This is a genomic window from Clostridium sp. AF20-7, from assembly GCF_003479275.1.
In the GTDB taxonomy this organism is placed as follows: Bacteria; Bacillota; Clostridia; order Lachnospirales; family Lachnospiraceae; genus Otoolea; species Otoolea fessa.
Genome location: NZ_QUGF01000010.1, coordinates 67,103 through 92,589, shown reverse-complemented (window position 1 = coordinate 92,589; position 25,487 = coordinate 67,103). Strand labels below are relative to the sequence as shown.

The following is a 25,487-nucleotide window of genomic DNA, read 5'->3' as shown; positions in this document are numbered from 1 at the left end:
TATGTGCATTAATTTTCCAGCATTTTTCTGAATCTATAGACTGGCAAATTTTTCGCTCCATATTCTTCTCTACTTATTTATATAACGGATACTTCTCACACAGTTTCGTCACTTCCGCACGGATGTAATCTGCCTTGTTCTCGAAGTCGGTAGCTGCCAGCCAGATGCACTCTGCGATGACTTCCATGTCTTCTTCTTTAAGTCCACGGGTGGTAACAGCCGGAGTACCGATGCGGACGCCAGAAGTAACAAACGGGCTTCTCGGGTCGTTTGGAACGGTATTTTTATTCAGGGTAATGTATACTTCATCGCAGCGGTTCTGCAGCTCTTTACCGGAAATATCCATGCCGCGCAGATCAACTAACATCAGGTGGTTATCGGTTCCGCCGGTCAGAATCTTGAATCCCTGCTTCTGAAGTGCGGCTGCCAGCGCTGCTGCATTCTTCTTTACCTGAAGCTGATACTCTTTAAATTCTGGCTTCAGCGCCTCGCCGAAGCAGACTGCCTTGCCAGCGATGATGTGCTCTAACGGACCGCCCTGGGTTCCCGGGAAGATCGCCTTGTTGAAGTTGAACTTCTCAGCTGCTTCCTTATTTGCCAGAATCAGACCGCCTCTCGGTCCGCGCAGTGTCTTATGTGTGGTTGTCGTAACAACATCTGCATACGGAATCGGGCTCTGGTGAAGACCGGCTGCTACCAGACCAGCGATATGAGCCATATCGACCATCAGGTATGCGCCTACTTTGTCTGCAATTTCACGGAAACGTTTGAAATCAATCTCTCTTGCATAGGCACTTGCACCTGCAATGATCAGCTTCGGTTTTGCTTCCAGTGCAATGCGCTCTACCTCTTCGTAATCAATCACGCCATTGTCATCGACACCATACGGCACAATGTTGAAATATAAACCGGAGAAATTGACAGGGCTTCCGTGTGTCAGATGTCCGCCGTGATCCAGGTTCATGCCCATAACAGTATCACCCGGTTTCAGCATTGCGATAAATACCGCCATGTTTGCCTGCGCGCCGGAATGCGGCTGTACGTTTGCATAATCACAGCCAAACAGTTTTTTCGCTCTCTCGATCGCGATGGACTCTACAACATCGACACACTGGCATCCGCCGTAGTAACGTTTTCCCGGATATCCCTCCGCATATTTGTTGGTTAATACCGATCCCATCGCCATCATAACCGGCTCCGATACAATATTCTCCGACGCGATCAGCTCCAGGTTTCTTCTCTGACGGGCTGCCTCTGCTTCAATGGCTTCTCCCACTTCCGGGTCTGCCTCTGTAATGAACTTCATTACCTCATCTACCATGTCTGTTTCTCCTATTCTTTTCTGTCATCCATACAAAATCATCAAGTGGATTTTTCATATATAAATATAAAACCACACTTTTGTCTCTCCGGATTTTTTATTTAAAAAAGCCTTTTTCAGGTCTCATTAAATACTGTCACCAGACGCTTCTTATGCCAGCAGCGCTTCCGCCATCTGCTCCAGCGACGGAATATCGCTCTCCTTGAGCGCCCCGCGAACCGTAACGACCGGTTCAACCACCGTGATCTCCTTCATCGCATCCAGCATTCCCTTCATCGTGCGCGCTGCACTCGGCGCCCAGGAACCGTTTTCAATCAGGGCAACGGTGCGTTTCTGGTAATTCTTGCTCTGTAAGTGGTGCAGGAAATCTGCCATAACCGGCATCACACCCGCGTCATAGGACGGTGCTGCCAATACAATTTTTCCATACCGGAATGCATCTTCCAGCGCCTCCGCCATATCACCGCGCGCCAGATCCGCGATTGCCACCTTCGGGCATCCTTTTTTCTCAAGAATTTCCTTGCATTTCTTCGCCGCATCCTCGGTGTTGCCATGCAGGGACGCATATGCGATAAATACACCCTCAGACTCAACGCCGTAGCTGCTCCAAATCTGGTATTTTTCAAGCACATGACCGATCGTTTCTTTCAGAACCGGTCCATGCAGCGGGCAGATAATCTGGATCTCAAGACCGGCTGCTTTCTTAAGAAGTGCCTGCACCTGCATTCCATATTTTCCTACAATATTGAAATAATACCGTCTCGCCTCGCAGTCCCAGTCCTCATCCACATCAAGCGCACCGAACTTGCCGAAACCGTCGGCGCTGAACAGCACCTTGTCGAAGGAATCATAGCTTACCATAACTTCCGGCCAGTGTACCATCGGTGCCATGATGAACGTCAGCTCATGGCGCCCCAGTTTCAGGGTATCGCCCTCCTTGACCGTCAGCGCACGGCTGGTATCAAGATCAAAGTACAGTTTCAGCATCGGAAATGTCTTCGCATTGCCTACCAGTGTGATTTCCGGGTACCGTTCTACGACTGCCTGGATACTTGATGCATGATCCGGCTCCATGTGGCTGATTACCAGATAATCCGGGGTTCTTCCAGCCAGTGCGGTTTCCAGATTTCCCAGAAATTCCGTCTGTTTGCGCTTGTCTACCGTATCCATGATCGCGATCTTTTCATCCATAATCACGTATGAGTTATATGAAATACCATTTGGCACCTGATGCTGCCCCTCAAACAAGTCAATGTCATGGTCGTTTACACCGATGTAGCGAATATCTTCTGTGATCATTTCCTGCTTCCTCCTGTTCTTTTCGCAGCTGCTCCATCTCTTTACAGCTGCCTCTTTTTGTTCTCACAGGCATCCCGCATCCTGCTGTCAGCCTGCCTTATGATTTCATCCGTTACCTCTGACTCTGAATCAGTCTTTCTCCTCAATCGCCATAATCATATCCACGCGTCTCTGATGGCGTCCGCCCTCAAATTCTGCGTTGATCCACTCGTCAACGATCATCTTCGCAAGCTCACTTCCCACCACGCGGGCGCCGAAGCAGAGTACATTGGCATCGTTGTGGCGGCGGGACATCACCGCTGTGTACGGCTCGCTGCATACGCAGGCGCGCACGCCTTTTACCTTGTTAGCTGCCAGTGAAATACCAAGACCGGTACCGCAGATTGCGATACCCAGATCGGCTTCGCCGGAAACAACTGCACGACCTACCTTCTCTCCGTAAACTGGATAATCACAGCTCTCGCTGCTGTCTGTACCCAGATTTAACACTTCGATTCCTTTTTCTTTCAGGAAATCCACAATAATGTTCTTCAGTTCTACCGCCGAATGGTCATTTCCAATCGCAATTTTCATCTCATCTTCTCCTCATCTGACTGACTTCCGGAACAAATGATATAGTCCGGTCATTATGGAATCATTTTAGTAAAGTTGCCGGGCAATGTCAAGACTGTGAAAATCTCAGAAATACATAAAAAGAGCGCAGAGGAAGCTCTTTCGCACTTCTCCGCGCCCTATTGTTTCTTCTATATAATAGTTATAAATCCGCCGTAAGACGTTTTCCGCTTACGCGCTATGGACAGCCGAAGCCGTCAGCTTGCCATCCGAAAGCCCGATCTCTATCGTATCGCCCGCACGGACGCCGTCCGCCAGAATCAGCTTCGCTGCCAGTGTCTCAACGTTCTTCTGCAGGTACCGTTTCAGCGGTCTTGCACCGTAAACCGGATCGTAGCCATTTTCAATGATGAAATCCTTTGCCTCGTCCGTCAGGGCAATCTTTAACTCCTTATCCGCCAGACGTTTGTTGACATCTGCAATCAGAAGCTCAATGATGCCTCCGATGTTGCCTTTCGTCAGCGGCTTAAAGAGAATAATCTCATCCAGACGGTTCAGGAACTCAGGACGGAAGTGAGCTCTCAAGTCATGCATAACGGAGCTTTCCGCCTCCGGCTTGATCTGTCCCTTTTCATCGATGCCGTCCAGCAGATACTGGGAACCGATGTTGGAGGTCATAATCAGGATCGTATTCTTGAAATCGACAGTTTTGCCGGTCGAATCCGTGATACGTCCATCATCCAGAACCTGCAGCAGGACGTTAAATACATCCGGGTGCGCTTTCTCAACCTCATCGAAGAGGACAACAGAATACGGTTTGCGCCGTACTGCCTCGGTCAGCTGACCGCCCTCGTCATATCCGACATATCCTGGCGGCGCTCCGATCAGACGGGAAACGGAATGTTTCTCCATGTATTCACTCATATCGATACGAACCATGTTGTTCTCATCATCAAACAATGCCTCCGCCAGCGCTTTTGCAAGCTCTGTCTTGCCGACACCGGTCGGACCTAGGAACAGGAACGAACCGATTGGTTTCGTCGGATCCTTGATGCCCGCTTTGGAACGGATAATCGCCTCCGTTACCTTGGTAACGCCCTCATCCTGTCCGATGACACGTTTATGCAGCAGTTCGTCCATATGCAGGGTCTTGCTACGCTCGCTCTCGGTCAGTTTGGCAACCGGAATACCGGTCCACTTCGAAATAATCCGGGCAATCTCATCCTCGGTGACACTCTCATGTACCAGACTGAGATCCTGATTTTTCACTTTCTCTTCCTCTTCCGCCAACTGTTTCTGCAGTTCCGGCAGCTTGCCGTACTGGAGTTCAGCCGCTTTGTTTAGGTCATATGCCTGCTGCGCTGCCTGAATCTCGCCATTTACATGCTCAATCTCTTCACGCAGTTTGGACAGCTTATCAACGGAAGATTTTTCATTCTCCCACTGGGCTTTCTGGGTCGAAAAGCTGCTCTTGAGCTCTGCCAGTTCTTTCTGCAGTTCTGCCAGGCGATCCTGACTTAAGCGGTCAGTCTCTTTCTTAAGCGCAGCCTCTTCAATCTGCAGCTGCATGATACGTCTCGACAGTTCATCCAGCTCCGCCGGCATTGAATCCATCTCTGTCTTGATCATCGCGCACGCTTCATCAACCAGATCGATCGCCTTATCCGGAAGGAAACGATCCGTGATATAACGATCCGAGAGAATTGCCGCCGATACAAGCGCAGAGTCGGTAATCTTGACCCCGTGGTAAACCTCATATCTCTCTTTCAGACCACGCAGAATGGAAATCGTATCTTCCACGGTCGGCTCATCAACGTGAACCGGCTGGAAACGACGTTCCAGAGCTGCGTCTTTTTCGATGTATTTACGGTACTCATCCAGGGTCGTCGCACCGATACAGTGCAGTTCACCTCTCGCCAGCATAGGCTTCAGCATATTCCCGGCGTCCATCGCGCCCTCGGATTTGCCCGCGCCGACGATCGTATGCAGCTCATCGATAAACAGAATAATCTGTCCCTCGCTCTTCTTGACCTCGTCAAGCACCGCTTTCAGTCTCTCTTCGAACTCGCCGCGGTACTTCGCGCCCGCCATCAGAGCTCCCATATCCAGAGCAAACAATTTCTTGTCCTTCAAGCCCTCCGGGACATCGCCGCGCACGATACGCTGTGCCAGTCCTTCGACAACGGCTGTCTTACCGACGCCAGGTTCACCAATCAGAACTGGGTTGTTTTTCGTCTTTCTGGAGAGAATCATAACCACATTACGGATCTCACCGTCACGGCCGATGACCGGATCGAGCTTCTGATCTCTCGCACGTTCCACCAGATCGTAACCGTATTTATTTAAAGTGTCATACGTTGCCTCCGGATTATCGCTGACAACACGCTGGTTGCCGCGCACTGTCGAAAGCGCCTGCAAAAAGCTCTCTTTCGTAATGCCGTAGAGACGGAACAGTTCCTTGACCGCCTTATTCGGCTGTTTTAACATCGCCAGAAATAAGTGCTCGACGGAAACATACTCGTCCCCCATCGCCTTGGCTTCGTCCTCCGCGTTCACCAGCACCTTGTTGGCATCGTTGGAGAAATACACCTGACCGCCGGATACCTTCGGCAGCTTTCCAATCGCCTGCTGCACCTCATCACGGAACTGGTCGCCCGAGATTCCCATCTTTGTTATTAATTTAAAAATCAAGCTGTCTTCCACAGTCAAAAGACTGTACAGCAAATGTTCCTGATCAATCTGCTGGTTTCCATATTCATACGCCAGCTTTTCCGTATTTTGAACGGCTTCCAGAGACTTCTGGGTAAATTTACTGATATTCATAAACCTGCCTCCTTTCGAACAATCTGTGAAAACCTTTTGGTCTTCTTTTGTTCTAGCAGTAATATAACACTTGTTGTTAGCACTGTCAAGAGTAGAGTGCTAATTTTTTTATGAAGAATTTGTGAAAAATTTTTTTTTAAATTTTCATGTAAGCATATCTTTCTTGCTGATTTACCTGTTTTATGTTACATTTATTATCAACAACTCGATCTGTTTTTTAACTATAAACCCTGCATTTACATGAAAGTTGAATCTAACTTATGAATCATCCATCCAACGAAAATATCCCATCAAGAAGCTTTTCTTATCATGCCTTTAACTTTACCTTTTTGCTTCTTCTGGCAGTATTTTTCATTTCCTTATACACCGTTGCACTGCTGAAAAGCAACAGCCGCATCACCCTGAGCGCCGCCGTAGAACGGAATATTTCCTGTTCGGACGCGGTTCACCGGGCGATATCGAGCCGGCTGACGCGGGCAGATTTTGAACAGATCAACACAAAATCCGATATGAACTCTGCGCAGTATCGAAGCCTGCAGTCTTATTTAAATGAGCTTCGCAGCCTCAATTCGACGCGCTACTTATACACCGCCAAGCGTGGACCGGGCGGAAAACCCATCTACCTGATCGATGGCCTGGATCTGGAAGCACCTGATTTTGCTTATCCGGGCACCTACCTGGAAGAGGAAATGGCTCCATATCTGGAAGCTGCCCTCTCCGGCAAAACGATCCACTCACAAAAGATCATTGATACCACATGGGGGCATATTTTTACCGCCTGCTATCCGGTCATTGCCTCCGACGGAACCAATGACATTCTCGGTGCCCTCTGTATCGAGATTGATATGGAAGACACTTACCGATCGATTGAGGCGATCAACCGTTCCTCCTTTGGAATCGCCGCTGCCGCGAGCATGATAGCACTTCTGCTAATTGTTATTTCCTATTTTTATACAAAAAAACAGAAGTCCAGAGAACTCACCCAGCAGCAGCTTCTGGAACAGACCGCAAAAGCAGCAGAGGCAGCCAACAAGGCGAAATCGACCTTCCTGTTCAATATGTCGCATGATATCCGGACACCGATGAATGCGATCCTCGGTTACGCAGAACTTGCCAGAAACCATCTGCAGGAACCGGAAAAAATCGGTGAATATATGGACAAGATCCATATTTCCGGTGAAAAGATGCTCTCTATCATCAACAATATTCTTCAGTTTTCACAGATTGAGAATAACCAGATACACATTGAAGAAACCTCCATCCAGACTGAGAAAAGTTTTGATTCCTGTATCGTCATGGTTCAGACTGCCCTGGAAGAAAAACAGCAGCATTTTCATGTGACTAAGGACATTTCGTACCCATATATCTACATTGACACGACGTATATGTCCGAAATTGTATTGAATATTTTGAGCAATGCGATCAAATATACCGCCAAGGGCGGGACGATCTCCTGTGCCCTCCGCCAGGAGCCTGGTGAAACGGACGGCTGGTGTATCACAGAAATCGCAATCACCGATACCGGCATCGGCATTTCCGAGGAATTCCAGTCGCATATTTTTGAATCATTTTCACGGGAGCGTTCTTCCACCGTCAGCGGCATTGAAGGCACCGGGCTTGGCATGGGAATCGTGAAAAATCTGGTGGATCTGATGCATGGAACGATCGAGGTAAAGAGCAAGCTCGGAGAAGGTTCAACGTTTACCGTCCGGATCCCATGCCGGATTTCCTCGCGGGAGGAAACAGAGCCTACCGCATTCGATGAAACAGCTGCCCAGACTCTATCCGGCTGCCGGATTCTTCTTGCGGAGGATAATGATCTGAACGCCGAAATTTCCATCGAACTTTTGACCCGCGAGGGGCTTTTGGTCGAACGGGCAAATGACGGGGTTGCCTGCCTGGAAATGCTGCAAAAAGCGCCGGAAGATTATTATGATTTGATTCTGATGGATATCCAGATGCCGATCATGGACGGCTACAAGGCAACGCGGGCGATCCGGCGGTTTTCGGATAAGAAGAAGGCTGGCATTCCGATCGTTGCGATGACAGCGAATGCATTTACAGAGGATAAAGAGCGGGCGCTGGAATCCGGAATGAATGATCATGTGGCGAAGCCGATTGATATGAAGGTGCTGATGAGTGTGCTGGAGGAGCAGATTTGTGGGCATAAAGGTTTATAAATGATGAAAAACGGCACACCGCATTCTCATCACTAAATAACGAGAATGCGGTGCGCCGTTCTTCAAATCCTATTTTGTAAAATATTTCTCTTTAATAATCTCCACCGGCATATCTTCTCCGGTCCAGAGTTTAAAGGAGGCAGCTCCCTGATAGAGCAGCATGTACATGCCGTTGCCTGTCTTACAGCCTGCTTCTTTTGCCTCCCGGAGAAGTCTTGTCTCCTGCGGGTTGTAGATGACATCGAATACGAACAGGTCTTTATGGAACATCGTTGTATCAGTAATGATCGTATTGTCCGTCTTCGGAGCCATGCCGACGGAAGTACCATTTACCAGAATCGCGCTGTCTGCGATGGACTGGCGCAGGATCTCCGGATCGGAGTAATCATGCAGGGTTACCTTGCATCCTGTGCGCTCGTTCAGTTTCTTTACAATCTCCTCGGCTCTCGGATAGAACGCGTCCTTGACGTTAAATACGTTAATTTCTGCCACGCCGTCTAAAGCTGCCTGTACAAGAATCGCGGTTGCGGCGCCGCCAGCGCCTAAAAGCGTCATTTTCTTGCCAATGATGTCTACACCATTTTCTGCAACTGCACGCATAAATCCGACGCCATCGGTCGTATAAGCAGTCAGAACACCGTCGTCGTTGACAATCGTATTGCAGGCGCCGGAAATCTCGGAAGCCGGTGAAACCTTGTCTGCCAGCTTGCACATGATATTTTTGCCCGGCATCGTGATATTCCAGCCGCGCGCGCCCATCGTCCGCAGTCCCTCAACCGCCTGCGGCATCTTCTCTTCCGGCACATCAAACGCCAGATATGTATAATCCAGACCCAACTGGCTGCACGCCTCGTTGTGCATCTCCGGCGAAACACTGTGTGCGACCGGGCTTCCCAGTAAACAAAGTAAACCTGTGTGTCCTGTGATATGATTCGACATCTTTTTCCCCTTTCGTTTTCTCTGTCAGAACTTTCTGAGCAGTCACATTATTTAAACTTCTTCACCTGTGCAATGATCTCCTCGCAGATCTCATTCGCTGATTTTCCATCGGTCGCGATCACAATATCCGCTGCCGCTTCATACGCCGGTCTGCGCTTCTCCATCAGCTCGGAAACATATTCCACTGTCTTATTATTTTCCAGAAGAGGACGGTCATGGTTCTCTTTGACACGCTCCAGAATCGTCTCCGGCTTCGCGGTCAGAAGTATAATCTTGCCGCTCTTTCGCATCTCCTGTACATTGATCTCGCGCATCGCTACGCCGCCGCCGCAGGATACAATCTTGTTCTTCTCGTTTCCTACCTCCTTGAGCAGGTTTGTCTCCTCGTTGCGGAAATATGCCTCGCCGTGCAGATCGAAGATCTCGGAAATGCTCATGTTGTTCTTTTTCGCGATCATTTCATCCATTTCCAATACATCCATCGCAAAGGTATTCTGCAGTGCATTCGAAACGGTGCTCTTTCCGACTCCCATAAATCCGATCAGGAAAATATTGAACCCAAACAGCTCATGGGACTGAATCCGTTTGCTCCGGTAGAGGACGCTGTCGTAAACTGCCATGATTGATTTTTTGTATTCATAATCATCCAGCTTCGCAAGCATCTTGCTCTTCTTGCGCTCTTCTTCCTCTGCCTGGTAAATCGGAAGTCCGTTTTTCTGTTTATAATTTGTAATCTCCTGGATAATCTGGCAACGCATCCGCAGGGCGTCGATCAGAATCTCGTCGCACATGTCCAGATCATTTCGCAGCTTCTTTAATTCATCCATCTGTCTCATCCTTCTCCACTTGTATTCATTCAGATCACTTTTGCACTTTACATTGAAAGTGTGTTTTATTATTATACCCGAATCAGGATATGAACGCAAGTGCTAATGCGGAATAGCAGGTATAACTGTGGGGGATAGGTGTTGCTGTTCGAGCTATATTTTTATTAGATTCCCAGCTTCTCCTTCATGTAATCCACCGGTGTTGATTTTCCTGTATACAGTTCAATCGCGATCAGCGCCTGGAACAGCATCATGCTCATACCGTTGTATACACGGGTGCAGCCAGCTTCTTTGGCCTGCTTCATCATCACGGTCTCACGCGGTGCATATACCGTATCAGTTACGATCAGATCCTTGCGGAAATAGGACGGATCCGGGATATTGGACAGATCCTCCAGCGGGTGCATACCAACGCCGGTTGCATCACAGAAAATGTCTGCTTCGTGCATTTTCTCTTTTAAGAGTGCCAGATCGCCCAGGTCATGCATCTCGGCCTTGCAGTTAGAGTTCTTGTTGATGATGTCAACGATCTCCTCTCCGCGTGCATAGAACTTATCTTTAATATTGAAGATATGCAGCTCTGCAATGCCGTCCAGTGCGCCGCGTACTGCGATAGCGGTCGCTGCACCGCCGGTACCGATGAGAACCATCTTCATTCCCTTGAAATCAATGCCTTCTTCCTTGATTCCCTGCCAGTAACCCATACCGTCAGTGTTGTAACCCTTCAGGTATCCGGTTACATTGCCGTCTTTGTCACGGGTGTTGACTACAGTGTTGATCGCGCCGCACAGCTTTGCAGCCTCGTCTACCTCATCCAGATATTTGTGAACGACGGTCTTGTTCGGCATGGAGATGTTGGAACCCAGCATCTTCAGCGCACGGATACTCTCAACCGCTGCTTCCAGGGTATCGTTGTCTACCTCGAACGCAAGCTGGATAACATCGTCGCCATTCTTGTCATAGGCAAGGTTGTGGGTGGTCGGAGACTGTGTATGACGGATCGGGTAAGCCATTAATCCTACTAATTCGGTATGTCCTGTAATGTTTGGCATGATAATTTCCTCTTTTCTTCTCTATTTTTATAATCAAATAAAACGATATCATTCGTTCAGCGAACAGTCAGAATCTTTCAAATGCAATATTCAATTTCTTACTCCAACGGTGCCAGCTCTAAAAATCCTCTCGCTTCCAGCACGTTCAGAATCGCACGTCCTTCCATCGTTCCCTCCATGATACGGCGGGCGCGGACGGAATCTCCGATCGGGTAAATGAATGTATCTGTGTTGTCAAATGCCTCTTCAAGCTGTGCCAGAATCGGATTGTTGGCGCGCATTCCCAGACAGTTGAAACCGAGGTCAAAGTTCAGATCCTCGATCGTGCCATCCGGCAGCTTCACGGTAAATGCGTTTTCTTTGACTTCCTGCAGCGCAGTATTCACATACTCTTTCACACCATATTTGTCGTGTGTCTCACGCATGGAACATTTTGTGATCGGATCTGCCAGCATACCAATCTGCGGGAGCATATCCACGATGGTACACTCCGCGCCGCGCGGTGCGAAATACTCCACAACATCCAGGCCAACGGAGCCGCCGCCGACTACAACCACTTTTTTGCCCTTGCAGAAATCATCCGGGTATTCTCCGGCTTTTACTTTCTGAATCATCTCGAAAATGGTATCGACATGACCGGCTGCGATGTTTTCCTTGAGTCCCTTGATCGGCGGAACGACTGGAACGGAACCGGTTGCGTTGACAATGATATCCGGCTTGAACTGTTTGATCTTGTCCACGGTTGCCTCGCAGTTCAGAAATACATACAGATTTTTCAGTCTCTTCGCACGTGCTTCCAGATATTTCGGGAAGTCTTTCATACGGTTCTTGCTTGGCAGGTCGGAAATGAAGGTGGAAAGTCCGCCTAATTTACCACTCTTTTCTAATAAGAATACGTTGCATCCAACCTCGGCTGCCGTGCAGGCTGCTTCCAGACCGGCTGTACCGCCGCCGACTACAACTACGTTGCAGTTTTTATTGACTTTCAGCTTCTTGTAGATATCGCCCTCCGGAACAGCCGGGTTGACGGTACAGCGGATCGGACGGTTGACGCCGATTCGGTTTCCCGCACAGCCGACGTTACAGGAGATACATTTACGGAGAATCTCCTCCTCGCCGTTCTGCACCTTGCTGACCCAGTTCGGCTCTGCAATGAGTCCGCGTCCCATGCCGACAATATCGACATCGCCGCTCTCCAATACTTTCTCAACGACCTCCGGATCGCGGTAGTTGCCCGCATTGATAACCGGTTTACCAAATTTATCCTTCACGGCTCTTGCCATGTAGGAACGCCAGCCATCCGGCAGAAAGTTCGAGTCAATCTGATACTGTAAGGACGGGTTCAGACCGCAGGATACATCGTACATATCTACGTACTCATCCAGATATTCGAGGTATTCCAGTGTGTCTTCCAGCGTGTTGCCGCCCGGCACGCGCTCTTCCGCAGAGATACGGACGATGATCGGGAACCACGGACCTACATTTTTCCGCACCTCTTCCAGAACCATCTTCGGGAAACGGAGACGATTCTCGACGGAGCCGCCGAATTCATCGGTTCTTTTGTTGTAATACGGGGAAATAAACTGACTCATCAGATAAGAATGACCACAGTGGATCTCAATCGCATCAAATCCGATCGCCTGTACACGTTTCGCCGCCTCGCCGTATTTTTTTACGGTCGTCAGGATCTCTTCCCTTGTCATCGGACGCGGAATCTCGCCGCCTGCCTTGGTCGGGATATTGGAGGAAGACACCGTCTCCATACCTGTTCTGGCAGAGGATGCAGAAGCGCCCGCATGGTTAACCTGAATCGCTACCATCGCGCCATTCTTGTGAAGATTCTCGACTAACTGATAGTAACGCGGCATAAAGCTGTCGTGATCGATGCGGATCTGGCTTGTGCCATTGGAACCAACCGGATATTCGATATTGGCATTCTCCAGAATAATCAGACCAGTTCCTCCCTTGGCACGCAGGGAATAATAATTCATATGGCGGTTGCTCATCTCACCGCTCGTCTCGCCATAGTTAGTACCCATCGGCGTCATGGCAACACGGTTTTTGATCGTCATGCGCTTAATGGTAATCGGTTCAAAAATTTTGGGGTATTTGCTCTTCATGATGAAATTCTCCTTCTCCATTGCATGAGAGGCATCCCTGTGTTTGTGACACTTTTATCTTAACCGTTTTGCTTAAAAATTAACAATATCTTTCAAGTAAATTTTCAATACGTTTTTGCTATCGGTTTCCCGTTCCGCCTGCAGACCGTCCTGACGCGCCTGCTGTTTCATATATTCAATAAAGCGTTCCACCGCCGGAAGCCGGTAGCGTTCTTTCATCCAGAACATAAAAATCTGGTGATAAATGTCCAGATTTTCAATCGGGTGAATGCAGACTCCCTGAGAAAGCTCCAGAATGTCCGTGCGCGGCATCAGTGCGATACCAAAACTCTCCCGCACCAGTGCGACGATCGAATATTCGTCCGGACACTCCACAATGATGTCCGGCTGAATGTTGTATTTCGCATAGAGCGCGCGGGTGCGCGTCCCCATCCAGGAGTCCTTATCGTATCCAATTACCGGATACCGGTTCAGCTCCGCAAATGGAATACTCTCCCGCTCTGCCAGCGGGTGATCCTTCGGCGTGATGATGACAAGCTTCTGGTTCGCCACCGGGAAAAATTCCATGTCATCCTTTTCCAGACAGCCGCCAAAGCCTACATCTAATTCACCCGTTTTTACCTTTTTTGCAATCGCCGGTGTGTGATTCTGCCAGAAATTAAACACAACCTTTTGATTTTCCGGCTGTTCTAAAAAGAGCTTGACCCGGTGCGGGATATAGTGACCTGCCAGCGGAAACACGTAACCGATGTCGATCTTTCCCCCATCCATCGAAATTTCCCGCATTTTCCCGACCGCTATGTGGCAGTCTGTGAGAATCCGGTCCGCGTACTCCAAAAACATCTTCCCCGCCTTCGTCAGGGTCACCCCGCGTCCTTCTTTTTCAAAGAGCGTCACGCCCAGCTCATTTTCCAGTGACGCCATCGACCGGCTCAGGGATGGCTGTGATATATATAATTCTTCCGCCGCCTGATGATAATTTTCCAGATTCGCTATCTTCTGAAAATATAAAATCTGATTCAATGTCATTCCTAACGTCCCCCGTCTTTATGTATCTTCGTATTAACTCTTCGCAATATCAGCCGTAAATGCATCACACCAAACTTCCATAATCGTTACTGTTCACGCATACGTGCCCAGTAACGGAATTTGCCGTGGCTTCGCATTTAAATACGGCAAATTCCTGCTGCCACCACGTTTTCTTACGGCACTTTCGGTTCCAAAAGTGCCTACCCGTGAACAGTAACCCATAATCATATTTATAACACATTAATGCTTAAAATGCATTGTTTTTTTGCTATAAAAGTATTAGACTTCGGCTATAATAATTATTAGAATAAAGGCATCAAACGTGTTATTTTTCTAACACTAAAACAGAACTTTTTATATCGGCATCTCCTTTGTGTTTGTGACAGAACATCAGCCATCATCCGCCCGGTTTCCGAAACGGCAGCACGACAGGCGGATCTTGAATTAAGGAGAAAATCATGAACAAGAAATATCTGCCAAGTGCACTTATCATGTACTTAAACTACTTTATCCATGGCGTCGGCTGTTCGATTCTCGGACAGGCAGTCATCAAGGAAGCGCTTGCCGCAGCCTGGGGCGTTGAGGCAATGGCGATCACCGCGATTTCCGCTGCTTTAGGACTCGGACGTCTGATTGCACTTCCATTTGCCGGACCACTTTCCGACAAACTGGGACGCCGCATCTCAACCGCGATCGGCAGCGCCTCCTACGCGGTTTACCTGATTGGACTTGCTTTCGCTTTCAGCGCCGGACAAAACGGCGGCTATCAAATCGCTTATGTATGTGCAATCATCGGAGGTATCTCCAATTCGTTCCTTGATACCGGTATCTATCCGGCGGTTGCCGAGATTATCAGCAGCGCTCCGGGTGTCGCTACCATGGGAATCAAATTTTTCATTGCGATCGCGCAGATGCTTCTGCCGTTCGTACTCGGTGTTGCTGTGACAACCACCGCCACCGGCATGGTATCTTACAATCCGTTATTTATCGGATGCGGTATTATTTACGCTGTTTTATTTGTACTTATTTTCCTGTTCCCGCTGCCAGATTCTGAGCAGAAGGCAGAGGGCAAATCCGAGGGACTCATCGCCAGCTTAAAACACACAAATTTTTCGTTTGAGTCCATCGCCATGATCGTGATTGGTTTCACCTGCACCGGTACCTTCCAGTTATGGTTAAACTGCGCGCAGAACTTCGCAAAAGAAAATGCAGGCTGGGCGAACCCGTCCATCATGCAGACCTACTATTCCGCAGGTACCCTGATGGCGCTCGTTGTCACCTCCCTGCTGACCCGTAAAATCAAGGATGTACGTTTCATCCTCGTTTACCCGGTTATCTGCCTCGTTACTTTGGTTGCCGTACTCATCGGTCACAGCCAGACCCTTATGATTGCAGGCGCTTTCATCATCGGCTGGGCAGGCGCGGGCGGTCTGTTACAGATTGTAACCTCCGTCTGCAACATGCTGTTCCCGAAGATCAAGGGAACCGTAACCGCACTGGTTATGATTGCTTCTTCCTTATGTAATTACACAATTTTGACTGCCGCTTCCAAAATGGCACCATCCCATGTTATGATAATGAATATCGTACTGACTGCCATCGGCGTTCTCTTGGGACTCTTTGTCAATGCCCGCTACGCGAAAATGATGTCTCTGGCAGAAAGCGACGAATAAATATTTATTGATAAAATGAAAGGATTCTCTGATTATGAATACTATCAAAGTTAGAAATATCGAAATCGGCTCCGGCACACCGAAGATCATCGTTCCGATCGTAGGCGTTACCAAACAGGAAATCATCGACGAGGCCAAAACGTTTGATTCTATTCCGGTTGATGTGGTAGAATGGCGTGTAGACTGGTTCGAAGATGTCTTTGATTTTGAGAAGGTAGAAGACGTCTTAAAGGAACTGCGTGCTGTTCTCGGCGAGACTCCGATTCTGATGACCTTCCGTACCTCCAAAGAGGGCGGCGAGAAATCCATCGAGCCGGAAGATTACGCAAAGCTGAACATCAAGGTAGCTCAGACCGGCTATGTTGATTTCATTGACGTAGAGATCTTTACCGGCGACGCGATTGTAACCAAGATCATCGACGGCGCACATGCGGCTGGCGTGAAAGTCATCGCTTCCAACCATGACTTCCACAAGACGCCGGAGAAATCCGACATCATCTACCGCCTGCGTAAGATGCAGGATATGAATGCAGATATCCCGAAGATCGCAGTTATGCCGCAGAACAAGAAAGATGTTTTAACACTTCTCTCTGCCACTGAGGAAATGACTTCCCTCTATGCGGACCGTCCAATCATTACCATGTCGATGGCTGGCACCGGCGTTATCAGCCGTCTCTGCGGCGAGGTATTTGGTTCTTCCATGACCTTCGGCGCTGCCAAGAAAGCATCCGCACCGGGTCAGATGGGCGTAAAGGATCTGGAGACTGTACTGGGACTGCTTCACAGTGCGATGTAATATCTGGCTTATCCAGTTATTCGGTTACTGTTCACGCTAACGTGCCCAGTAACTGAATTTGCCGTGGCTTCGCATTTAAATACGGCAAATTCCAGCTGCCACCACGCTATCTTACGGCACTTTCGGTTCCAAAAGTGCCTATATTATACTTTTAGCCACCTATTTTTTTACTCCCGGAAATCCCTGTACCTGCGGGTACGGAGGGATTTTCCGCGAGACACTCAAGACCTGCTACCTCCATCGCAGGTCTATTATTGTTATCAAGCGGCACATCCGTTTTCAAACGTGCCTGCATAAACAGCAACCTATTATCCGTATTTACAAGGGGATTATTCATGAAAAAAACACTTCACTGGCTGGATGAAAACCTGGAAGAATTTCTGCTGGTTGTCATGCTGGCTGCGATGACACTCATTATGGGAATCCAGATATTTTCCCGCTACGCGCTTGGGCAGTCTCTGTCCTGGTCCGAGGAGGTTACCCGTTTTCTCTTTATCTGGAGCGGTTTTTTAAGCGTCAGCTATTGCAGCAAAAAGTGCCTGTCTATCAAGATCGAACAGTTCGTCGCTGCCTTTCCACGCAGAGGTAAGGCTCTTTTTAAGGTTGTCAACCACACCTTTGAGCTGATTTTTTTCCTTTATATGATCCCATTTGCATACTCTTACATGATGTCCGCCATTCACAGCGGACAGTTATCCCCAGCCTGCGGGATTCCGATGTACTATATTCAGGCAGCGCCGTTTGTTTCCTTTCTTCTGGTAACATTCCGCATTCTGCAGCGCTGGATCATCGAATTTAAGGTTGCCCGCGGCGAAGATGTCTACGATCCGGCCCACCCGGAGCGCAATACACCGGAATCCTTTATCCATGCAAATGCAGATATGCCGGAAAAGGAATCCAATGAAATCGAATCTCTCATCGAGGCAAATACACCATCTGGAAAGGAGGAACACTGATGCCTGCTGCTCTCTTATTTGTTATCTTTGTCGTGCTGCTTGTCATCGCAATCCCGGTATCGATCACGCTCGGTATCGCCTCGGTTCTCCCTTCCGTTTTTGACCCGTCCTTCACGGTCGGCGCTAAGTATCTGATCCGCGCCATGTTCGGCGGACTGGATTCTTTTCCCCTGCTCGCCGTGCCGATGTTCGTCTTATCCGGCATCATCATGGCAAAGGGCGGTATTTCCAAGAAGCTGTTTGACGTATTCGCCTTCTTTCTTGGCAATTTTACCGCCGGTATGCCATGCGCGGTCATCGTGACCTGCCTCTTCTACGGCGCTATCTCCGGCTCTGCCCCGGCAACCGTCGCAGCCGTCGGAAGCATGACGATCCCGATTTTAAGCGCCCTCGGCTATGACCGGACTTTCTCTACCGCGATCGTGGCAGTCGCAGGCGGTCTGGGCGTTATCATTCCGCCGAGTATCCCGTTTATCATGTACGGCATGGCGTCCGGTGCCTCTGTCAGCAGTCTGTTCTTAGCCGGCGTCATTCCGGGTCTGATGATTGGTCTGCTCCTGATGCTGTATGCCATCTATCACTGCCGACGTTACGGTGAAGATAGAGAAAAAATCCACGCTGAAATCCATCTGCTGCACGAAAAAGGACTGTTCCGGGTGCTGCGCGAAAGCTTTTTCGCTCTCTTAAGCCCGGTCATCATCCTTGGCTGTATCTACAGCGGCATCGCCTCCCCCACGGAAGCAGCAGTTATCTCCGTTTTCTATGCCTTGTTTGTCAGCCTGTTCCTCTACCGGACCATGAAATTCCGGGATATCCCGCCGATTTTTGTGGAAGCGATCCGCACATTCACACCGATCCTCTTTATTCTGGCAGCTTCCACGGCATTTTCCAGAGTCCTGACCCTGATGCAGGTGCCGCAGGCGGTCAGCAGCTTTATCCTGGAACATTTCAACAGCCCGATCATGATCCTGCTTGTCATCAACCTGTTCCTGCTTATCGTGGGAATGGTCATGGATACAACCCCGGCGATCCTGATTCTGACCCCGATCCTGCTCCCGATCGTGACAGCGATCAACATGGATCCGGTCCAGTTCGGTGTGATCATGGTTGTCAATCTGGCAATCGGCTTCGTACCCCCGCCGATCGGCGTCAACCTCTTTGTCGCCAGCTCCCTGACCGACGTCCCGATCATGGCGATCGCAAAAAAAGCGATGCCGATGATTGGATTGTTCCTGGTGGCGCTGCTGCTGATTACGTTTATACCGGCTTTGTCGCTGGGATTGTTATAATGCTGAATGGACGCTTGGAAATGTTGAAGTTCTGAAAGATTTCATATAACGACTTGCTTCACGCTTTCAGGCTGTGAATGGAATATTTCACATATGAAATGGATGTTTTTAAATTTGAAAGGATCTCCCATTATGATTTATATTTCAAACCTAGTGTCCCGCCGATGCCGGACTTCTTCCCGATTCGCTACGGCGCTCATTTCTTCGTCGGTTCTTTTATTCGGCGCCTCGCTTGCGCTGAGCAGCTGCGCCTCCAGCAAGGAAGAACAGCGCTATTCCTGGCCACTGGCGACCGCCAGCCCAGAGGACACGGTAACGCAGCTGTTTGCCGAAAAATTTGCGGAGGAAGTACATGACTTAAGCAACGGCGCAATGCGGATTCAGGTTTACGCCAACTCCACACTCGGCGGTGACCGCGACCTGCTCGAAACGTGCGCGGACGGCGATATCCCGTTTGTCGTGCAGAACACCGCCCCTCAGGTTTCTTTCATGAAGGATCTCGCCGTTTTTGACCTTCCATGCGTCTTTGATTCGCTGGATGACTGCCGCAAAAAGCTGGATGATCCGGATTTTTACAATCTCATCAGCCAGGTGTACACCGACGGCGGTTACCACCTGCTCGGCATGGCAGATCAAGGATTCCGCATCATGAGCACAAATAAACCAGTTTACTCCCTGGCAGATTTCAAAGGGCAGAAAATCCGTACCATGGAAAACAGCTATCATCTCGCATTCTGGAAAGCAATCGGCGCCAATCCGACGCCGATGACCTTCAGCGAGGTGTATATCGGTCTCCAACAGCACACGATCGACGCGCAGGAGAACCCGTATGAGGTCATCGTCTCCAACCGTCTCTACGAACAGCAGGATTATGTGGTCGAGACGAACCACCTGCCGCATCTGATCTCCCTGATTGTCAATGACGATTTCTTCCAGAACCTGACTCCGGAAGAACAGGAAATCATGACGCAGGCAGCCAAAACCGCGACCGAGTATGCCAGAGAACAGTCCGACGCGCGCATCTCCAACCGTATCGCTACGATCGAAGCGAGCGGCACCGCGATTTTAACTCTCTCGGATGAAACGCGCGATGCCATCCGGGAGGCGGCTGGAAGCGTATATGAGAGTATCCGCGAGAATATTGATCCGGAAATTTATGACGCATATATGGAGCCATAATCTCATCTTCTTTTACCGTCTGCAAAAAAAGTTCATACAAAATTCAAAAGCGGATATATCGGCCATCTGGTCAGTACATCCGCCTTTTCTCATGTTTCAATCATTCCGCGAAACTTTTTATCTGCCTTGCGGACAGCATCCCGTTTCACTTCATCCTGGCACTGCGCTTCAATTATTTAGCTTCTTCTGCGTCAGCCTCTTCATCAGTCTCCGGTACATTGTTGTGAACCGCTGTGACGGTAGCAACTACTGCCTCCAGATCGGTCAGAATATCAACGTCTTTATCTTTTGCGATCGAAAGGTCTTTGACACGAATCGTATCACCAATCTCCATCTCACCAACATCAACTTTGACTTTCTCAACCAGTGCAGCCGGTAATGCGCGGTACGATACTTCTTTCAGTACCTCCTGCAGAACGCCAGTTTCTACCTTGTCGTGGTTCTCGAAGATAATCTCAGCAACGGAATGAACCTTCTCATTGCTTACCAGCGCCTGGAAATCTATCTCTACAACCTGATTTGCCATTGCATCATAGTCAACTTCCTTGATCAGGACATCGTAGACTTCACCTTCTACATCCAGCATAATCTGTCCGCCCTTGGTCTCGGTCTTCAGCAGACGATCCACGTCTTTCTTTTCCATCTTAACAGGAATGGAGCCCTGAATCTTCTTGCCAAATACGTTGCCTGTTACATAGCCTTCTCTTCTGAGTCTCTTTGCCTTAACATCCATGCTTCTTTTTTCAGCTTTTAAAGTAGTCATTTGTCTTTTCCTCCAAAAATCTGATCTGCGCCTTCCGCACACCCTGTGTGGAAAACACATTGTGCTTAGCAGCCCTCAGCCATGGGGTTTTGTTAAGTATCTATCTCCTTGTTACGGCTCATATTATAGCAGGGTTCTCTGAAAACGATTCACCAAAAATAAAATCATTTCGGCTTTATTTTCAGCATTTTTTATGCTTGAAATTTAGAATTTGTATATTTTTCTTTCTGTCTTTTTTATACAAGAAGTATCTCCCTAAATCCGCCACCCGGTTTCAGGGCACACACACTTTTAAATCCACACGCCACCGCCAGCTCCTGCGCCTGCTTAAACCCATATCCGATCGTGTCGGTACTGTGGCTGTCGGAGTTGATGAGGATACGTCCGCCGCAGGCACACAGCTCTTTTAACAGAGCTGCGGACGGGTACGGCGCACTCCGATAGCCGCGGGACATGGCGCCTGTGTTGATCTCAAACGGAATTCCCAGAGCCGCCAGTTTGTGCATCGCCGTGATCGCCGGTTCCAGATAGGCGTCTTTCGTCTCGTCAAAATGTTTATATCCCTCGTTAAATTTTGTCAACAGGTCAAAATGTCCGATGAAATCGCATTTTGTCCGGTCATAAATCTGCGCCTCTGCCTCGAAATACTCCCGTGCAAACGCGTACCAGTCACCATGCCACAGCGTCTCGACTGCTTTTACCAGTTTCTCTTCCGTATCATCCACACAAACATACTCGCCATCCTTGATGAGCGCATGGGTCGAGCCGATCGCGTACTCTGCTTTCTGCACCGGTCCCAGTCCATCCAGCTCAATCCCGATATAGAGATTCATCTTTCCCCGGTATTCCTCCCGGAGTTCTTGAAGTTCTTCGGTATACTGGCGAAGCTTCTCGTCGTCCATCCCGAATCCCGGCTCAAACATCGAAAAATCAGCATGTCCTGAAACGCCCAAATCGGTCATTCCCATCCGGTATGCCGCCTCCACCATCTCCCGCGGCGTACTCTTTCCGTCGCAGAACGTGGTGTGGGTGTGAAAATCCGTATGAAGCATCGGTAATCTCCTTTCTTATTTCACTCTGTCAAAACGTTTCTGCCTCTTCACAGCTGGGGGCAAACATCCTTGCGGATTTGTCTTCAACAAAGGATTTATCGCAAACTCCGCTCCGCCATCTGCATCCGCTTTTCAAACTGCTCGTAAAAGTCCTTCTCTCCATCATACGGAAGCAGATAGAACAGTTTCATAATCAACAGATTGCGCCGTTTTTCGCGCCCGGCTGCCGCAGCGGCACGGTTTTTCTTCTGTATCTCCTGTTCCTCCGACGTTCCGATGCATGGTTCTGCCAAAAGTTTCTGCGCCGCCTCCGTTTCCGCCATTCTTATATCTTTTAAGAAATAATGCCACCGGCTGATATACGCCTCATACCGCTTTAAATCTGGCGTATCAATCCATTTTTTCACTTTGACTTTCGTCCGGTTTTCCTTTTTGCACTCATGAATCTGGAGAAAATACTGGAAACTTCCATTTTCATAAAAGCGCCCCAGTGGAAACAGGCGGCAGATACCCGGCCGGTATGCATGGATCCGGCAGCGCCCTGCTTCATCGAGAAACCCACAGGCTTCATCCGCCCCGCTCCGGAGAGCCAGATTCGGCAGAATCTGTCCGTCCACGACGTTCCACTCCACCTTTTTCTCCTCCAGCAGATGTTCCAGCGTGTCCCCGCGCAAGGTGGTCAGACGGTACACATCATATGGATCCAGCACGATCGAATTACCCATTCCGTGGCAGCACGCCGAACAGCCCCGGCAATCATCGCATCCGGCTTTTACCATATCGTCCCGGATGTACAGCTTTCCATCTGAAATCTCCGCCATCGTTACATTACGTTCCATCTCTACTTCTCTCTTTCTGCCTCAATCCGATCTAAAATCTCCCACAAATGTCCCAGATCCGCCTCTCTGGTCGCCCAGCTCGTCGCAAAACGGACAACGGTGTGATCCTCGTCATACCGCTCCCAGAAGCTCACGGAAACCTCTTTTTCAATCTGCTCCATCCGGTCATTTTCCAAGATCACAAACTGCTGGTTGGTCGGGGACTCACGGAAAAACGTATAACCGCGCTGTTTTAACCCTTTCTTTAAAGCTGCCGCCATCTCTACCGCATGGCGTCCCAGGCGCTCGTACAGCCCGTCTGTAAACAGCACATCAAACTGGATTCCCAGCAGGCGTCCCTTTGCCAGCAGCGCGCCCTGCTGCTTGATCCGGGTAATAAAATGCGCCGGAACATTCTTCTTCTCACCAAATACAACTGCCTCTCCGCAGAATGCGCCCACCTTCGTGCCGCCGATATAAAATACATCACACAGATGCGCAATCTCCGAAAGACTCAGGTCATTTTTCTCTCCCGCCAGACCATATCCAAGACGCGCCCCGTCCAGATAGAGCGGGATTTCATACGAACGGCAGATCTCCGAGATCGCCTGCAGCTCCTTCCGGCTGTATAAGGTTCCGTATTCCGTCGGATGGGAAAGATACACCATTCCCGGAAATACCATATGATCATGGTTTGCGTCCGCCTCGAAATTTTGCAGATATTCCTGCAGATCCGCCGGATCAATCTTCCCATCTTTTTCCGGAAGCTGCAACACCTTATGCCCGGTGTACTCGATCGCCCCGGCTTCATGAATACTCACGTGCCCTGTCTGCGCTGCCACTACGCCCTCATACGGTGCAAGCATGCTACTGATCACGGCCGCATTCGTCTGGGTACCGCCCACCAGAAAATAAACCTCCGCCTCCGGGCATCCGGTCGCCTCCTGTATTTTTCTGGCGGCACTCTGGCAGTAGCGGTCCATGCCATATCCCGGCAGACTCTCCCGGTTCGTCTCCGCCAGCTTCTGAAGTATCTCCTCGCAGGCGCCCTCTGTATAATCGCTTGCAAATGAAAGCATCGTAGTATCTCCTCCTGTTCTTTCTTCGAGCAAACACAATCCTGCGTTCTCGAAATTGTTTGTATTTTTATGTCCTCACCAGTGCCAGAGAAGCCCCCGCATCAGCATCGCCGTCAAATTTGCTGCACTGTGAAATAACACAGGTTCCCACAGACGGTTCTTTTTTTCATACAACCACGCCAGTATAAGTCCCATGAGCGCCGCATAAATCCCCTGCGCCCAGTTTCCATGCACCAACCCGAAAAATGCCGCCGACCCAAGTGCCGCCCAGAAAAATGGGAGCGCCATACGCAGGCGCTCAAATATAATGCCGCGAAACAGCAGTTCTTCGGAAAGTGGGGCGGCAATGCCCATGAGAAAGAACTGCTGCCACAGGGCGCCGGAAAATAAAGCGGCGGTGCCCTCCGACGCACCTTTTCCCAGAGCTGCCGCAAGCATATCCCCCTGAGGCATTTTCAAACACAGAGACACCGCTTCAGCTGCCTGCCCAGTCATCCGAACCTTTTGCACTGCAATATGCAGCACTCCCAGGAAAATCTCCTTTTTTTCTAATGCCCAGAAAATCATGTTAAACACAGCACTGAACGCAGCTGCCCCCAGCAGGATTTTCCACACATCCGGCACTTTTTCCCAGAAATATCCACATTTCTCTTCCTTTGTCGTCTTTATCTGTGGAGAGACCTGCTCTTTCATCCCGTCTGCCTCTGCTATGCGCCTGTTTTCTTTCTTTTTCTGGATCCTCCGCCAGTAAAATGGATAAATCACGGCAAATGTAAGAAACGACGACACGGTTCTTCCCACATTTCCCTCCAGATGTCCCAGCACCTCCACACATCCGCCGATTAAATCGCTGATGACGCACGGAAAAAACATCTGCCAGACGATACGCCAATCCGCTGTCTCCTGCCGTTCTTCGTCCATTTTTCTGCCTCCTGTCATCCTTTTCCTATCTGCATCTGTTTCCATGACTTTTTCAGACTTTCTACTCCACGTCTGCCTTCGCGCAGATATCCTGCAGACAGCACTTGTCACAGTACGGCTTCGTCCGCGCCGTACAGACTTCACGCCCGTGATACACCAGGCGGTGGCAGAAATCGCTGCCTTCCTCCGGTGGAATCAGCTTCCAGAGTGCCATTTCCACGCGCTTCGGGTCCTTGATTCCTTCCACCAGCCCTATCCGGTTTACCAGGCGGATGCAGTGCGTATCCGTGACAATCGCCGGTTTTCCAAACACATCCCCCATAATGAGGTTGGCGCTCTTTCTGCCGACTCCCGGAAGCTTTAACAGAGCGTTAAAATCATCCGGCACATGCCCGCCGTACTCGTCGCGCAGCATCTTCATACAGGCGCTGATGTCCCGCGCCTTGCTGTGTCCCAGACCGCACGGCTTCACAATCGCCTCGATGTCTTCCACCGGGGCATCCGCCAATGCCGCCACATTTGGATATTTCTCAAACAATCCCTTAACTACCACATTGACACGCGCATCGGTACACTGCGCCGCCAGACGGACACTGACCAGCAGCTTCCACGCCTGATTGTAGTCCAGCGTACAACCCGCATCCGGATATTCTTTTTTCAGGCGGTCAATTACCTCTAATGCAAGCTCTTCCTTTGTCATATTCCTGTCTCTCCTATCTGCTATCCTTCACTTTTCAATTTACAGTCTGTCTTTGTAACACCTGACACAACACTACAACCACTGCTGCATTCTTCCAGCCTCATACGAATCACCGCCGC

21 protein-coding genes are annotated in these 25,487 nt (G+C 49.6%); 6 read left to right on the top strand and 15 right to left on the bottom strand.

All coding sequences use genetic code 11. The annotated features are described in order from the left end of the window. Nucleotides 1-73: 73 nt before the first annotated feature. The 4 genes from glyA to clpB all read right to left on the bottom strand — a co-directional run bounded on the left by glyA (nt 74) and on the right by clpB (nt 5,995). The gene (glyA, locus tag DWX68_RS11710; protein ID WP_022358816.1) at nt 74-1,321 is read right to left on the bottom strand and encodes a serine hydroxymethyltransferase; all 1,248 of its coding nucleotides are present in this window, start codon (nt 1,319-1,321) and stop codon (nt 74-76) included. 150 nt (nt 1,322-1,471) lie between these two features. Then, nucleotides 1,472-2,620 carry an FprA family A-type flavoprotein gene (locus DWX68_RS11705; protein WP_118629594.1) on the bottom strand — a complete coding sequence of 383 codons (1,149 nt, stop codon included), beginning with the start codon at nt 2,618-2,620 and terminating at the stop codon, nt 1,472-1,474. Between the two features lie 129 nt (nt 2,621-2,749). Next, a complete protein-coding gene (rpiB, locus tag DWX68_RS11700; protein ID WP_022358818.1) occupies nt 2,750-3,193 on the bottom strand; it encodes a ribose 5-phosphate isomerase B in 444 nt (147 codons plus the stop codon). A gap of 210 nt (nt 3,194-3,403) precedes the next feature. Next, nucleotides 3,404-5,995: an ATP-dependent chaperone ClpB gene (gene clpB, locus DWX68_RS11695; protein WP_107001854.1), complete on the bottom strand. Its 2,592-nt coding sequence runs from the start codon at nt 5,993-5,995 to the stop codon at nt 3,404-3,406. Nucleotides 5,996-6,255: 260 nt separating this feature from the next. Here clpB and DWX68_RS11690 point away from each other — a divergent pair, with 260 nt between their 5' ends. Next, nucleotides 6,256-8,175, top strand: a complete 1,920-nt coding sequence (locus tag DWX68_RS11690; RefSeq protein ID WP_107001853.1) for an ATP-binding protein — start codon at nt 6,256-6,258, stop codon at nt 8,173-8,175. Nucleotides 8,176-8,244: 69 nt separating this feature from the next. On the opposite strand, the gene aroE is transcribed toward DWX68_RS11690, so the two are convergent. From aroE to DWX68_RS11665, 5 genes are all read right to left on the bottom strand, one after another. Further along, a complete protein-coding gene (gene aroE, locus DWX68_RS11685; RefSeq protein WP_107001852.1) occupies nt 8,245-9,114 on the bottom strand; it encodes a shikimate dehydrogenase in 870 nt (289 codons plus the stop codon). Nucleotides 9,115-9,161: 47 nt separating this feature from the next. Next, nucleotides 9,162-9,950: a shikimate kinase gene (locus DWX68_RS11680; protein WP_347475193.1), complete on the bottom strand. Its 789-nt coding sequence runs from the start codon at nt 9,948-9,950 to the stop codon at nt 9,162-9,164. A gap of 155 nt (nt 9,951-10,105) precedes the next feature. Continuing rightward, nucleotides 10,106-10,993 (bottom strand): shikimate dehydrogenase, encoded by an 888-nt coding sequence (locus DWX68_RS11675; RefSeq protein ID WP_022358823.1) that lies wholly within the window; start codon nt 10,991-10,993, stop codon nt 10,106-10,108. Between the two features lie 98 nt (nt 10,994-11,091). Beyond that, nucleotides 11,092-13,113, bottom strand: coding sequence for an FAD-dependent oxidoreductase (locus tag DWX68_RS11670; RefSeq protein WP_118629592.1), 2,022 nt, complete (start codon nt 13,111-13,113; stop codon nt 11,092-11,094). Between the two features lie 72 nt (nt 13,114-13,185). After that, the gene (locus DWX68_RS11665; protein ID WP_118523634.1) at nt 13,186-14,142 is read right to left on the bottom strand and encodes a LysR family transcriptional regulator; all 957 of its coding nucleotides are present in this window, start codon (nt 14,140-14,142) and stop codon (nt 13,186-13,188) included. 458 nt (nt 14,143-14,600) lie between these two features. On the opposite strand from DWX68_RS11665, the gene DWX68_RS11660 reads away from it, so the two are divergent. The 5 genes from DWX68_RS11660 to DWX68_RS11635 all read left to right on the top strand — a co-directional run bounded on the left by DWX68_RS11660 (nt 14,601) and on the right by DWX68_RS11635 (nt 20,035). Next, complete coding sequence (locus tag DWX68_RS11660; RefSeq protein ID WP_118629590.1) at nt 14,601-15,815, top strand: MFS transporter; 1,215 nt, start codon at nt 14,601-14,603, stop codon at nt 15,813-15,815. Nucleotides 15,816-15,846: 31 nt separating this feature from the next. Continuing rightward, nucleotides 15,847-16,611 (top strand): type I 3-dehydroquinate dehydratase, encoded by a 765-nt coding sequence (gene aroD / locus DWX68_RS11655; RefSeq protein ID WP_347475195.1) that lies wholly within the window; start codon nt 15,847-15,849, stop codon nt 16,609-16,611. A 335-nt stretch (nt 16,612-16,946) separates the two neighbouring features. Beyond that, the gene (locus DWX68_RS11645) at nt 16,947-17,567 is read left to right on the top strand and encodes a TRAP transporter small permease (protein WP_117796717.1); all 621 of its coding nucleotides are present in this window, start codon (nt 16,947-16,949) and stop codon (nt 17,565-17,567) included. After that, complete coding sequence (locus DWX68_RS11640) at nt 17,567-18,856, top strand: TRAP transporter large permease (RefSeq protein WP_118629586.1); 1,290 nt, start codon at nt 17,567-17,569, stop codon at nt 18,854-18,856. The genes DWX68_RS11645 and DWX68_RS11640 overlap by 1 nt, the downstream gene beginning before the upstream one ends. Before the next feature lie 132 nt (nt 18,857-18,988). Further along, a complete protein-coding gene (locus tag DWX68_RS11635) occupies nt 18,989-20,035 on the top strand; it encodes a TRAP transporter substrate-binding protein (protein ID WP_118629584.1) in 1,047 nt (348 codons plus the stop codon). Nucleotides 20,036-20,207: 172 nt separating this feature from the next. On the opposite strand, the gene DWX68_RS11630 is transcribed toward DWX68_RS11635, so the two are convergent. The 6 genes from DWX68_RS11630 to nth all read right to left on the bottom strand — a co-directional run bounded on the left by DWX68_RS11630 (nt 20,208) and on the right by nth (nt 25,368). Further along, on the bottom strand, nt 20,208-20,798 hold the full coding sequence (locus DWX68_RS11630; protein ID WP_118492815.1) for a 50S ribosomal protein L25: 591 nt from the start codon (nt 20,796-20,798) through the stop codon (nt 20,208-20,210). A 236-nt stretch (nt 20,799-21,034) separates the two neighbouring features. Continuing rightward, the gene (locus DWX68_RS11625; RefSeq protein WP_118629582.1) at nt 21,035-21,850 is read right to left on the bottom strand and encodes a histidinol-phosphatase; all 816 of its coding nucleotides are present in this window, start codon (nt 21,848-21,850) and stop codon (nt 21,035-21,037) included. A gap of 95 nt (nt 21,851-21,945) precedes the next feature. After that, nucleotides 21,946-22,689: a YkgJ family cysteine cluster protein gene (locus DWX68_RS11620; protein ID WP_118629580.1), complete on the bottom strand. Its 744-nt coding sequence runs from the start codon at nt 22,687-22,689 to the stop codon at nt 21,946-21,948. A gap of 2 nt (nt 22,690-22,691) precedes the next feature. Beyond that, on the bottom strand, nt 22,692-23,747 hold the full coding sequence (locus DWX68_RS11615) for an aminotransferase class I/II-fold pyridoxal phosphate-dependent enzyme (protein ID WP_118629578.1): 1,056 nt from the start codon (nt 23,745-23,747) through the stop codon (nt 22,692-22,694). A gap of 75 nt (nt 23,748-23,822) precedes the next feature. After that, on the bottom strand, nt 23,823-24,668 hold the full coding sequence (locus tag DWX68_RS11610) for a CPBP family intramembrane glutamic endopeptidase (protein ID WP_182432187.1): 846 nt from the start codon (nt 24,666-24,668) through the stop codon (nt 23,823-23,825). A gap of 61 nt (nt 24,669-24,729) precedes the next feature. Further along, on the bottom strand, nt 24,730-25,368 hold the full coding sequence (gene nth / locus DWX68_RS11605; RefSeq protein ID WP_118492805.1) for an endonuclease III: 639 nt from the start codon (nt 25,366-25,368) through the stop codon (nt 24,730-24,732). Between the last annotated feature and the right edge of the window lie 119 nt (nt 25,369-25,487).